The organism is Pseudomonas cichorii, from assembly GCF_015471405.1.
Lineage (GTDB): Bacteria > Pseudomonadota > Gammaproteobacteria > Pseudomonadales > Pseudomonadaceae > Aquipseudomonas > Aquipseudomonas serbiensis.
Genome location: NZ_BLVZ01000005.1, coordinates 32,101 through 44,959 on the forward strand (window position 1 = coordinate 32,101; position 12,859 = coordinate 44,959).

Consider the following 12,859-nt stretch of genomic DNA (forward strand, 5'->3'; position numbering starts at 1 on the left):
GTGGGTCCTTTGTTGCCAGATACGCGATTGTTGCCGTTATACGGCAATCCTCCGCCAGCGAGTAGGGGTAATGGCAGTCGGGATTGAATAGTTTTCGTGGAAAACAGCTATAACTCCCGGATTCAAGCACCTTTCATGCCGCATGAGCCGTGAAAGATATTACGAATTCAAAAATTTTTGCTGTAGGAAAAAGCATCAATCAACCGTTCTTTTGTGCCGAAATCTATTTGAACAGTTCCCCAGGCGTGTAGCCGAACAGCCCCTTGAAAGCCGCAATAAAGGCCGAAGTCGAATCGTAACCGCACGCCAGCGCAGTGTTGGTCACGCTGTCGCCCTCCTCCAGTGCGCTGAGCGATGACAACAGCCTCGCCCGTTGGCGCCAGCCCCGAAAACTCAGGCCGGTTTCCCGCTGAAACAGGCGCATCAGGGTTTTCTCGGAAGTACCGAGCCGTTCGGCCCAGTCATGCAGCGTAATCAGTTGAGCGGGGTTTTCGATCAGCTCATTGCATAGCCCCAGTAAACGAGGGTGCCGAGGCAACGGCAGGGAAAAACCCACCTCAGGCAACCGGGCCAACTGATCCAGCAATACCTGCACCAGACGTGCTTCATGGCTATCGCCTTGCGGATAGGCCACGGGCAGCAGGCAGAAACTCTTGATCAATTCGCGAGCCAGCGGCGTGACTTCCAGCACCCGACAACGCTCCGGCGCCCAGCCGCAATCCTCGGTTCGCACATACAGGCTGCGCATCTCGGCGCGCATGGACGTCACCACTTGATGCTCAAGCCCGGCGGGTATCCAGACGCCCCACTGCGGGGGCGCGAAGAAGCTGCCTTCTGCGGTATGCACGCCCAATACGCCACTGATGGCGTAGGAAAACTGCACCCAGTCATGACGATGGGGCGGCGTCCACGATCCGGCGCTCAAGCTTTCGGCACGGGCATAAAGCGGGCGCGGCAAATCCTGCAAGACAGGTATCTGCCGCTCGCCAGTAGGAGGATGAGCACTGTTTTGTCCGTTACTCGGCATCTAATGGCCTTATGTCGCAAGACGGCTAAAAAACAACAGAGTAGCCTGCGGACATTCACTTTTACAAAGAATGCACGAGCCTCCTATGCAAGCACTCAAACACCTCAAGCGCGTCGTGACCGACTGGTTCCTCTGCGGAATGGTCCTGGCGACGGTTCTGGCCTACTTCTTCCCACACTTCGGCGCCACGGGCGGCAGCATGCATGCCGAGTACGTCATCAATATCGGCGTGTTCGTGGTGTTCTTCCTGCATGGCGTCAATCTGTCCAGCGAGCAGATCAAAAAGGGGCTGAAGAACTGGCGCCTGCACGTCATGATTCAGGCATTCACCTTTGTGGTGTTCCCGGTGCTCTGGCTGATCGGCAACAAGCTGCTGAGCGCCTACATTCCTGCACTGCTGATGCTCGGCTTCCTCTACCTGTGCGCCCTGCCGTCCACCATTTCCTCTTCGGTGGCCCTGACCGGCAGCGCAAAAGGCAACGTACCGGCAGCGATTCTCAATGCAAGCCTTTCCAGCGTGCTGGGTATTTTCATCACGCCATGGCTGGTCAGCCTGGTGGTGGGCACCGGTTCTGGCGGGATCGACCTGGGTTCGACCCTGCTGGATCTGTGCGGCATGTTGCTGTTGCCGCTGATTCTCGGCCAGTTGATTCGCCCGCTGGCAGGCAAGTTCTTTGCGCGTCACAAGAAGTACACCAACCTGATCGACAAGATCGTGATCCTGTTGCTGGTCTATGCCGCGTTCTGCAACTCGATGATTTCAGGCATGTGGCAATCCCAGGGCAGCAGCGTGATTCTGACGGCCTTCATCGGCACCGCCATCCTGCTGGCAGTGATCCTGTTCATGACCACCCGCACCGCCCGTGCCTTGAAGTTCGATCATGCTGACAGGGTGGCGGCGGTGTTCTGCGCCACCAAAAAATCCCTGGCCGCCGGTGCGCCGATGGCAGCCCTGATCTTCGGCGCCAATCCGGGGCTGGGTCTGATCCTGCTGCCGATCATGATCTACCACCCCATGCAGTTGATCGTCTGCTCGGTCATGGCCGAGAACTACGCCAACCGCCACAACCAGCAACTGTCCGCCGAAGCCCTGGAAGAAGCACGGGCAGCCTGACCCCCAAACAAAAACGCGGCGTCGGCCAAAGCCGACACCGCGTTTCACTTGAAGCTCACTACTTGAAGCTTATTCCTTCTCGCTGCTCGTCTGCTCCGCCAACGCCACCGCCCGAAACATCGCACGGCGCTTGTTGATGGTTTCTTCCCACTCAAGAGCCGGCACCGAGTCGGCAACGATACCGCCGCCCGCCTGCACATGCAGTTCGCCATCCTTGATGACGGCAGTACGAATGGCAATCGCGGTGTCCATGTTGCCGTTCCAGGCCATGTACCCCACTGCCCCGCCGTAGACACCGCGCTTGACGGGTTCCAGCTCGTCGATGATTTCCATGGCACGGATTTTCGGCGCGCCGGACAGGGTGCCCGCAGGCAGGATGGCACGCAGCGCGTCCATGGCCGTCAGCCCGCTTTTCAACTGGCCGGTGACATTGGAAACGATGTGCATCACGTTGGAATAACGCTCGATGACCATCTTCTCGGTCAGCTTGACCGAACCGATTTCCGAGACGCGCCCCGTGTCGTTACGTCCCAGATCGATGAGCATCAGGTGCTCGGCGATTTCCTTGTCGTCGGACAGCAGGTCTTCTTCCAGCGCGCGGTCAGCCTCTTCGGTGGCGCCACGCGGGCGTGTACCGGCAATCGGGCGAACAGTGACCAGATTGTCCTCGACCCGCACCAGTACTTCCGGCGAGCTGCCGACCACATGGAAGTCGCCGAAGTTGAAGAAGTACATGTAAGGCGTAGGGTTGAAGCAGCGCAGCGCCCGATACAGATCGATAGGCGCAGCCTTGAAGTCGATGGACATGCGTTGCGACGGCACGACCTGCATCACATCCCCGGCCAGGATGTATTGCTTGATGGTGTCGACCGCCTTTTCGTAATCGTTCTGGGTGAAGCTGGAACGGAACACCGGCTCGGCGGCTGGCGGCCTGTCCAGCGCCAGACCACGACGCGGCGTGATCGGCTGACGCAGTTTTTCCATCAGCTCATCGAGGCGCGCACGGCCGCTTTCATAAGCGTCCTGCAGGGCCGGATCGACCAGTACGATGGCGTGCATCTTGCCGGCCAGGTTATCGAAAACAACGACAGCATCGGAAACCATCAGCAGGATATCCGGCACACCCAGCGGGTCCGGATTCGGGCAGTTGGCCAGACGCTTTTCGACATAGCGCACACAGTCGTAGCCGAAATAGCCCACCAGACCACCGTTGAAACGCGGCAGGCCGGCAATGGTCGGAACGTTGTAGCGTGCCTTGAACTCTTCGACGAATGCCAACGGGTCTTCGACGTCGTGGCTTTCGACCTCTACACCCTCGTGGGTCACGCTGACATGGTGACCATGAACGCGCATCACGGTGCTGCAAGGCAGGCCAATGATGGAGTAGCGCCCCCACTTCTCGCCGCCTTGTACCGACTCCAGCAGGTAGGAGTTCGGCTGATCGGCAAGTTTCAGGTAGATCGACAGCGGTGTATCGAAGTCGGCCAGGGTTTCGTGGGCAAGCGGAATGCGGTTATAGCCAGCAGCAGCCAAACGCAGGAATTCTTCACGGTTCATGAACAGCCTCGTGGTTTGAGGGTAAAACGGTCAGGTAGGCAAACATGCCGCACAAGCGGCCGGAATCAAATCAGGCGCGCCAACGCCAACGGGCCAGGGCCTTGATGACTTTCATCCAGAGTTTGCGAGTGACCACCACGATGGAATCTCTAAGGGAGGGACGTTGAATGTCGGGCAACAGTATCTCAGCGTCTTGATCCAGGCAACCGGGAATCAGCTTGCGCAGATCATCGATCACCAGCGACGGGGATTCTTCAGCGATGGGCCGGCCATGGTTGTAGCCATAGGTCAGCCCGACACAGGCCACGCCAGCCGCCTTCGCCGCCAGCACATCGGAGCGAGAGTCGCCGACGAACAGTGACTGGGAGGCAGGAATACCGGTCATTTTCATGACAAAGAACAGGGCTGCCGGGTCCGGTTTTTTCTGCGGCATGGTGTCGCCGCCGATGATCCAGCGAAAGAAACGCCCCAGCTTCATTTCATCCAGCAACGGAGCGACGAAGCGCTCCGGCTTGTTGGTGATGAGGGCCATCTCGACCCCCATCTTCTGCAACCACTTCAGGGTTTCACGAACGCCGGGGTAGACCACGGTGAATTCGTGTTTTTCGGCATAAGCCTGCATGAAGATTTCCAGCGCCTGCTCGGCCAGGGCGTCATCGACAGCGCTGTGATCAATGTCATTGGCCAGCGCCCGACGCACCAGTACCGGCGCGCCGTTGCCAATCCATTGCCGAACCGACTCAAGACCGGCCGGAGGGCGACCGAGTTCGAGCAGCATCTTGTCAACGGCCACGGCCAGATCAGGCCCTGAATCCACAAGGGTCCCGTCCAGATCGAACATGATCAGCCTGGGCAACTTGCCCGCAAACAAATGCTCGAAGCCGCTCATGCGCGGGCTGCCGCCAGTTCGTTGCGCATTTTCTCGATCACTTCCTTGTAATCGGGAGCATTGAAAATAGCCGAGCCAGCGACAAAGGTGTCAGCACCCGCAGCCGCGATTTCACGAATGTTCGCGACGTTGACGCCACCGTCGATTTCCAGACGGATGTCACGTCCCGACGCATCGATCAAGGCACGCGCTTCGCGCAGCTTGTTCAGCGTACCGGGAATGAACTTCTGACCGCCGAAGCCCGGGTTGACGCTCATGAGCAGGATCATGTCGACCTTGTCCATGACATATTCCAGCAGGTTCAGGGGCGTCGCCGGGTTGAACACCAGACCAGCCTTGCAACCGCCCTCGCGGATCAGTTGCAGCGAGCGATCGATATGCTGGGTCGCCTCAGGGTGAAAGGTAATGTACGTGGCACCCGCTTCGATGAAATCACCGATGATGCGATCCACCGGGCTGACCATCAGATGCACGTCGATGGGTGCAGTGACGCCATACTTGCGCAACGCGCTGCACACCATCGGACCGATGGTCAGGTTCGGGACATAGTGATTGTCCATGACATCGAAGTGGACGAAGTCCGCGCCAGCGGCAAGTACATTGTCGACTTCCTCGCCCAGACGGGCGAAGTCAGCGGAAAGGATCGATGGGGCAATAACGAAGGGCTGCATGGCGCACCTGTTTGAGCTAAATCACGGTGGCGCGCATTGTAAGCGCAGAAGCAGCAAGGAGAAAGCTACAAGCTACAAGCTACAAGCTACAAGCTACAAGCTACAAGCTACAAGCTACAAGCTACAAGCTACAAGCTACAAGCTACAAGCTACAAGCTACAAGCTTTTGACTTGAAGCTTAAAGCTTGTAGCTTGCCGCTCCCACCTACTCCCCTGTCGTCCTCAGCTTCTCGCTGCGTCCGCGCAGCCACTCCAGCACCAGCAGCAACACCACCGAGAAAGCGATCAGCAAGGTCGCGGCGGCGGCGATGGTCGGGCTGAGGTTTTCGCGGATGCCGCTGAACATCTGGCGTGGCAGGGTCGCTTGTTCTGGACCGGCGAGGAACAGGGTGACCACGACTTCGTCGAAGGAGGTCGCGAAGGCGAACAGCGCACCGGAAATCACGCCCGGAGCGATCAGCGGCAGGGTCACTCGACGAAACGCCGTCAGTGGCGAAGCGCCCAAGTTGGCAGCAGCGCGCACCAGGTTGTAGTTGAAGCCCTGCAAGGTGGCCGACACGGTGATGATCACGAACGGTACGCCCAGCACCGCATGCACCAGAATCAGCGAGGTGTAGCTGTTGCCCAGCCCCAGCGGCGCGAAGAACAGGTAGCTGGCAACGCCCACGATCACCATCGGCACCACCATCGGCGAGATCACCAGCGCCATGACCAGCGGCTTGCCGGGGAAATCACCACGGGTCAGACCGATGGCGGCCAATGTCCCGAAGATCATCGCCAGCAGCGTGGAGGCCGGCGCGACGATCATGCTGTTCTTCAGCGAGCGCATCCACTCGGCGGAACCGAAGAAGTCCTGATACCACTGCAATGAAAAGCCTTGCAGCGGGTAAACCAGAAAACTGCCCGAGTTGAACGACAACGGGACGATGACCAGCACCGGCAACACCAGAAACAGCAGCACCAGTGCGCAGATGATGCGCAGTGCGTAATACCAGATGCGCTCGATGGGCGACGAATACGAATTCAGCATGATGATTCCCCTCAGCTCAAACGCAGGCGGCTCGCGCCGACCAGCCAGCTATAGATCAGATACAGCACGACGGTTGCCAACAGCAGCAGGCCGCCCAGTGCCGTCGCCATGCCCCAGTTGATGCTGGTGTTGGTGTAGAAGGCCACGAAATAGCTGACCATCTGGTCGTTCGGGCTACCCAGCAATGCCGGGGTGATGTAGTAGCCGATCGACAGGATGAAGACCAACAGGCAGCCAGCCCCGATCCCGGCATAGGTCTGCGGGAAGTACACGCGCCAGAAGCTGGTGAACGGATGGCAGCCCAGGGAAATGGCAGCACGCATGTAAGTTGGCGAGATGTTTTTCATCACGCTGTAGATCGGCAGGATCATGAACGGCAGCATGATATGCACCATCGAGATGTAGACGCCGACCCGGTTGAAAACCAGTTCGATCGGCTTGTCGATGATGCCCATGGCGATCAGCGCACCATTGATCAGACCACTCGATTGCAGCAACACGATCCAGGCTGCTACCCGGACCAGAATCGAGGTCCAGAACGGTAGCAGGACCAGAATCATCAAGAGGTTGCTCTGCCGTGCAGGCAGGCTGGCCAACAGATAGGCAAGTGGATACGCCAGCACCAGACAGATGGTGGTGATTACCAGGCCCATCCAGAATGTGCGGGTGAAGATATCCAGGTAAATGGCCTGGTCCGGAGTTGCAGCGGCCACTTCACCGACATCGTCGATGCGGTGGTCGACAGCGGCCAGCAGGTAATAGGGGGTAAGGCTGCTGGTGTTGCGACGAATGGCCTGCCAATAGGCAGGGTCGCCCCAACGTTCGTCCAGCGCTTCCAGTGCATCTTTATAAGAGGCAGGCTCGGTCTTGAAGGGCAGCGCGCGAGCGGTCTTGCTCAGCAGGCTGCGATAACCGGCCAGTTCCATGTTCAGGCGCTTGGACAACTCGCCCAAAGTCGAATTCTTGCGGGTTTCAGCCAGATCCAGGCTCAATGCCTTGTAGGTCGACTCGGGCGGAAGCCCTTTACCGTCCCACTTCTCGACTTCAATCACGGTGCTCGGCAGTGCGGCAACGACTTCCGGGTTGCTGACGCTCTTGTAAAGCAACGCAGCAATGGGCACCAGAAAGACCAGCAGCAGAAAGATGACCAACGGAGCAATCAGCGCCTGGGCTTTCCAGCGGTTGACCCGCTCGGCACGAGCCAGGCGTTGCTTCAAGTTGGGGCTGGCGCCTTCAGTCAGGGGCACGGCGGTGGCCATAGCGAACTCCGAAATCTTTGAACGAGGGGAGCGTTTCCTGAGCCGGAAACGCTCCTGGATCTAACTCAGGTTGACGCGATTACTTGGCAGCCCAAGCGGTGAAGCGCTGTTCCAGCGACTCGCCGTTGTCAGTCCAGAACGTCACGTCCATCTGCACCTGATCCTTGATGTTTTCAGGAGTGGTCGGCATGTTCTGCAGGGTTTCCTTGTCCAGCAGAGCAACCGCCTGGGTGTTGGCCGGGCCGTAGGCAATGTTCTGCGAATAGGTCTTCTGCTGCTCCGGGCTCAGGATGTAAGCGATGAACTTCTTCGCCGCTTCAACGTTTTTCGAGCCCTTTGGAATGGCCCATGCGTCGAAGTCATAAACGCCGCCGGTCCAGACCACTTTCAGGTTGCTTTCCTTCTGCACGGCAGCGATACGACCGTTGTAGGCCGAACTCATGACCACGTCGCCGGAAGCAAGGTACTGAGGAGGCTGAGCGCCTGCTTCCCACCATTGAATGTTTGGCTTGAGCTCATCGAGCTTCTTGAAGGCGCGGTCCTGACCGTCCTTGCTGGCCAGTACCTTGTAGACGTCCTTCGGCGCAACGCCATCAGCCATCAGAGCGAATTCCAGGGTGTACTTGGCGCCTTTGCGCAGGCCGCGCTTGCCCGGGAATTTCTTGGTGTCCCAGAAGTCGACCCAACTGGTCGGAGCAGTGCTGACCTTGTCGGCGTTGTAAGCCAACACGGTGGACCATACGAAGAAGCCTGCACCGCAGGTGGTCAGCGCGCCCGGTACGAAGTTTTCGGCCTTGCCGAACAACGCAGGGTCCAGCTCTTCGAACATGTCTTCGTCGCAACCACGGGATAGCTCGGGCGATTCGACTTCTACCAGATCCCAGGAAACGCTCTTGGTGTCGACCATGGTCTTGATCTTGGCCATTTCACCGTTGTACTCGCCAGCGATGATCTTGCCATTACCTGCTTTCTCCCAAGGGGCATAGAAAGCCTTTTCCTGGGCCGCCTTGTTGGCGCCGCCGAAGGAGATAACGGTCAGATCAGCGGCCATGGCTTGCGCCGCGCACATCATGCCCAACGTGATAGCGGTGAACTTCAATGATTTCAGCATTTATTCTTTTCTCCACGAGCAGTGTTGGTAAGCGATTGGGATGGGCGATCGTTCGCCTCTGTTGTTGCTTTTATCGATAGATCAATGCACTTGCTGCAAGGGATCGAGCGCGCGAGCGTGCTCGACTTGCCATCCAAGGGGCACGACGTCGCCAACGCTCAACGCCGCATCCAGCTCGGCGATAGGCTGCTTGACGAAAAAGTCGGTCTTGCCTGCCACTTCCAGACGCACTCGAACGTGGTCGCCCAGATAAATGAACTCGGCAACACGGCCCGAGAAACGGTTTACACAACTTTCGCTACGGCCATTGAGGCTGATGCGTTCAGGGCGGATCGACAGGGTGACCGGATCACCGGCCTGGCCGACATTGATCGCCAATGCCTCAACTTTTTCACCACGCCCCAGCTCGACGACGCAGCGGTCGCCGTTCTGGCTGACCAAGCGCCCGTTGAGACGGTTGTTCTCGCCAATGAAGTTGGCGACGAAGGTGTTTTTGGGTTCTTCGTAAAGGGTGCGCGGTGGAGCGATCTGCTGGATTTCGCCCTGATGGAACACCGCAACACGGTCGGACATGGTCAGCGCTTCGCCCTGGTCGTGGGTCACGTAGACCACTGTCACACCCAGACGCTGGTGAAGATGCTTGATCTCCATCTGCATGTGTTCGCGCAGTTGCTTGTCGAGCGCGCCGAGCGGCTCGTCCATCAGCACCAGTTGTGGCTCGAAAACCAGTGCGCGGGCCAGGGCCACGCGCTGCTGCTGACCACCGGACAATTGCGCCGGATAGCGATGCGCAAAAGCGTCAAGCTGGACCATGCCCAGTGCGCGTTTGACCTTCTCGCCGATATCGGTCTTGCTCATGCCACGCACCGACAGCGGGAACGCCAGGTTCTCGGCGACGGTCATGTGCGGGAACAGAGCGTAGTTCTGGAACACCATGCCGATGTCGCGCTTGTGCGGCGGCACGTTGTTGATGGCCCGGCCGCCCAGCAGGATTTCACCCGAGGTCGGCGTCTCGAAACCGGCCAGCATCATCAGACTGGTGGTCTTGCCGGAACCCGACGGCCCGAGCAAGGTGAGGAATTCGCCTTTGCGAATGTCCAGGTTAAGGTCTTTGACGATCAGTGCTTCGCCGTCGTAGCTCTTCTGCACACCACGAAAGCTGACCAGAACATCATTTGCCCCAGCGCTTGAATCGACGTCACTCATTACCCACACCTTTGTTTTGTCTGCGTGGGATCAAGACTAGAACAGCGCACATACCGCGCAAATCGGGGGCCAGGAGAGATTTGCCTAAGCAGGCTGGAAGCCCCGGTGTAGGGATTGCCCTACACGGATGGCGGGATTGGATAAGTGGCAATCAAGCACTTTTGTACGCAGAAAACCCCGTAGGACCGAATTCATTCGGGAAAGCGCCCTACCTGACACCACAGGTACATAGTTTTTCGCGAATGAATTCGCTCCTACGGTGTCGTTTTCAGGATCAGAGCAGCTTGTGCTCCATAGCATATTTCACCAGGTCCGCCAGCGAGTGGAGGTTCATCTTCTGCATCAGGCGCGCCTTGTGGGTGCTGATGGTCTTGCTGCTCAGGGCCAGTTGCTGAGCGATGTCATTGACGTTGGCGCCCTGAGCCAGACGCTCGAACACCGAAAACTCGCGCTCCGACAGTAACGAGTGCAACGGGCGACTGTCGGTCAGACCGACCTCGAATACCATGCGGTCCGCCAGATCCGGGTCGATATAACGCCCTCCGGCCGCCACCCGACGAATGGCTGTCAGCAACAGGGCCGGATCGCTGTCCTTGGTCGCATATCCCGCCGCGCCGACTTTCAATGCACGGGCAGCCATCTGCGCTTCGTCATGCATCGACAACACCAGAATCACCGGCGGATTATTCAACGCCCGAATCCGGGGAATCGCCTCCAGGCCGTTGACGCCCGGCATGGAGATATCCAGCAGCACCACTTCGCAGGGCACATGCCGCAGGGTTTCAAGCAACTGCTCGCCATTACTGGCCTCGCCCACCACAAGCAGATCCTTCGCCAGGCCGATAAGCTGCTTGATGCCCTCACGCACAATGGTGTGGTCTTCAGCTACCAGTACACGAATCACTTTTCTCGCTCCTGCCCAACGGGGTCCAACGGGATATATGCGCACAAGGTTGTGCCCTCACCGACCTCGCTGTCCAGTTCCAATCTGCCACCCAGCATCAGGACACGCTCGCGCATCCCCACCAGACCGAAGGAGACAGCACGGCCAGACTGCATCACAAAGCCCTGACCGTCGTCGGCGATGGTCATGCACATCACACCGTCGTCCAGCGTCAGGCTGACTTCTACCGTATCCGCCCGGGCGTGGCGGATGACGTTGGTCAGCGCTTCCTGAAGGATACGAAACATGCCAGTGGCCCTGGCGTCGCTGAGTGGCGGCAGGTTGTCCGGCACCTGAACCAGACACGGAATCTGCGTGCGGGCCTCGAAGCGCCGGGCCTGCCACTCGATGGCCGAGGCGATGCCCGCATCGAGAATCGGCGGACGCAACGCTGTGGCAACGTCGCGTACCAACTGGAAGAGTTGAGCGATCAGACGCTTCATGCTGTTCAGGCGCTCACTCAACCCGGGATCGAGGTCGGCATAAGCCAGCTCACACATGGAGGTTTCCAGCTTCAGCACTGTCAGCATCTGGCCCAACTCGTCATGGACCTCACGAGCGATACGGGCTTTTTCCTCTTCGCGCACACTCTCCAGATGCGCCGACAGCTCGCGTAACTGGTCATGGGCGCGACGCCGTTCGCTGACGTCACTGAGGAACACCACCAGATACTCCGCCTCGCGAAAACGCAGAAAACTCAAAGACACATCAGTGGGCAGCACGCTGCCATCGGCCCGGATGCAATTGGTCTCGAACACTTGCGGGCTGTCTTCGCTCGAGCGGGCGTTCTTCCACAGGTTCAGCCAGCGATCCATATGCAGACCGGGCTCGAAATCGATCAGCGGCCGATCCACCACACCGCCGCGCGCATACCCGAGCATGGTCTCGGCCGCATGGTTGGCATAACGCACCCGACTGTCCCAGTTGACCCAGAGAATGCCGACCGTGCTCTGATCGATGGAGAACTGCGCCAGACGCAGCGCCTCCTCGCCTTCAACACGCCGGGCAATGTCTTCGCGTGCGTCGACCAGCTCTTGCTCCAGGGCCTGCTGCTGACGGCGCTGCCAGACCACAATCGCAAAACAGGCCAGCAACATCACCAGCAGCAACAGGCAGAGGTTCTGCCACAGGCCGGGGGACTCACTGAAACGCGAAGACTTGAGTGGCATCCAGCGCGAGTGCAACTGGTCCAGTTCTTTCGCCGGAATCACATGCAAGGCCTCGCTGACGATAGTGGCAAGTTGCGGAGCATCCCGGCGTGTCGCCACGCGCAGCAATTGCGGCAAACCGATATCGCCCACCACGGCCAGCCCGGCAAACTCAGGCTCCCGGAACAGACGGCTGAGTTGCGCTTCATCCACCACGGCATAGCGCGCCTGCTGGCTCAACAACAATTGCAGGGCCTGGCGTTCAAGTGGCACACCTTGCAGGTTCAGGTGAGGGTAATTGCTGCGCAGATAATCTGCCGTCGAACTCGGCATGCGCACGGCCACCCGCGAACGCTCATCGACTTTTTCCAGATCCACCACCGAGCTGCCATCACGCTCTCCGATCACCAATTGCGAAACCCGCAGATAAGGATCGGAAAACTGCCATGTTCGCAGCCCGGCCGGGGTTTGCATCAGGCCTGGCGCCAGATCTACCTGCCCCGCAGCCACCGCCTTTTCCAGGGCCGCCTGATCGGGAAAATTGCGCCAGAGCAACTCGACCCGCAAGGCCGCCGCCAGTGCATTCATCAAGTCGACGTTGGCACCGGACAATTGCTGTAAACGCTGATCGAACTGGGCATAGGGAGCGTGCATCACCAGACCGACCCGCAGCGGGCCATGCTGGTCCAGCCAGGTGCGCAGCTCCTGGCTCAGCGGCACCTGCACAGAAGGTTGCGACTCATCAGCCTGTGCATTCGCCACCTGAAGCATCAAGAGCAAAGCCAGGCAGCCGATAAAACCGGTGCGCAGAAGACCAATCATCAACGTGTCGTTCTCGTCTGTTTTCGTTTGGCGACCATGGATCGCCCCCGGGACCTGACAAATACCGATCAACGCATTAGGC

Annotated in this window: 11 protein-coding genes; 1 reads left to right on the forward strand and 10 read right to left on the reverse strand. The window is 58.9% G+C overall.

Annotation, left to right across the window (positions count from 1 at the left end; all coding sequences use genetic code 11):
* Nucleotides 1-223 precede the first annotated feature (223 nt).
* Nucleotides 224-1,027 carry an AraC family transcriptional regulator gene (locus tag JL015_RS08335; RefSeq protein ID WP_236250183.1) on the reverse strand — a complete coding sequence of 268 codons (804 nt, stop codon included), beginning with the start codon at nucleotides 1,025-1,027 and terminating at the stop codon, nucleotides 224-226.
* Between the two features lie 85 nt (nucleotides 1,028-1,112).
* On the opposite strand from JL015_RS08335, the gene JL015_RS08340 reads away from it, so the two are divergent.
* On the forward strand, nucleotides 1,113-2,141 hold the full coding sequence (locus tag JL015_RS08340; protein WP_201018131.1) for a bile acid:sodium symporter family protein: 1,029 nt from the start codon (nucleotides 1,113-1,115) through the stop codon (nucleotides 2,139-2,141).
* Between the two features lie 69 nt (nucleotides 2,142-2,210).
* Here JL015_RS08340 and trpE read toward each other — a convergent pair whose 3' ends face one another.
* The 9 genes from trpE to JL015_RS08385 form a co-directional block, all read right to left on the reverse strand.
* Nucleotides 2,211-3,698 (reverse strand): anthranilate synthase component I, encoded by a 1,488-nt coding sequence (trpE, locus tag JL015_RS08345; protein ID WP_201018132.1) that lies wholly within the window; start codon nucleotides 3,696-3,698, stop codon nucleotides 2,211-2,213.
* A 70-nt stretch (nucleotides 3,699-3,768) separates the two neighbouring features.
* Complete coding sequence (locus tag JL015_RS08350; RefSeq protein ID WP_201018133.1) at nucleotides 3,769-4,587, reverse strand: phosphoglycolate phosphatase; 819 nt, start codon at nucleotides 4,585-4,587, stop codon at nucleotides 3,769-3,771.
* On the reverse strand, nucleotides 4,584-5,258 hold the full coding sequence (rpe, locus tag JL015_RS08355) for a ribulose-phosphate 3-epimerase (protein WP_201018134.1): 675 nt from the start codon (nucleotides 5,256-5,258) through the stop codon (nucleotides 4,584-4,586). Before rpe ends, JL015_RS08350 begins: the two co-directional genes overlap by 4 nt.
* Nucleotides 5,259-5,463: 205 nt before the next feature.
* On the reverse strand, nucleotides 5,464-6,288 hold the full coding sequence (locus tag JL015_RS08360) for an ABC transporter permease (RefSeq protein WP_201018135.1): 825 nt from the start codon (nucleotides 6,286-6,288) through the stop codon (nucleotides 5,464-5,466).
* 11 nt (nucleotides 6,289-6,299) lie between these two features.
* Nucleotides 6,300-7,547 carry an ABC transporter permease gene (locus JL015_RS08365; RefSeq protein ID WP_095068343.1) on the reverse strand — a complete coding sequence of 416 codons (1,248 nt, stop codon included), beginning with the start codon at nucleotides 7,545-7,547 and terminating at the stop codon, nucleotides 6,300-6,302.
* Nucleotides 7,548-7,626: 79 nt separating this feature from the next.
* Nucleotides 7,627-8,658 carry a polyamine ABC transporter substrate-binding protein gene (locus tag JL015_RS08370; RefSeq protein WP_201001818.1) on the reverse strand — a complete coding sequence of 344 codons (1,032 nt, stop codon included), beginning with the start codon at nucleotides 8,656-8,658 and terminating at the stop codon, nucleotides 7,627-7,629.
* 81 nt (nucleotides 8,659-8,739) lie between these two features.
* Nucleotides 8,740-9,864, reverse strand: coding sequence for an ABC transporter ATP-binding protein (locus JL015_RS08375; protein ID WP_122320537.1), 1,125 nt, complete (start codon nucleotides 9,862-9,864; stop codon nucleotides 8,740-8,742).
* Between the two features lie 274 nt (nucleotides 9,865-10,138).
* Nucleotides 10,139-10,768, reverse strand: coding sequence for a response regulator (locus tag JL015_RS08380; RefSeq protein ID WP_025258351.1), 630 nt, complete (start codon nucleotides 10,766-10,768; stop codon nucleotides 10,139-10,141).
* Nucleotides 10,765-12,777, reverse strand: coding sequence for a sensor histidine kinase (locus tag JL015_RS08385; RefSeq protein WP_201018136.1), 2,013 nt, complete (start codon nucleotides 12,775-12,777; stop codon nucleotides 10,765-10,767). Before JL015_RS08385 ends, JL015_RS08380 begins: the two co-directional genes overlap by 4 nt.
* Between the last annotated feature and the right edge of the window lie 82 nt (nucleotides 12,778-12,859).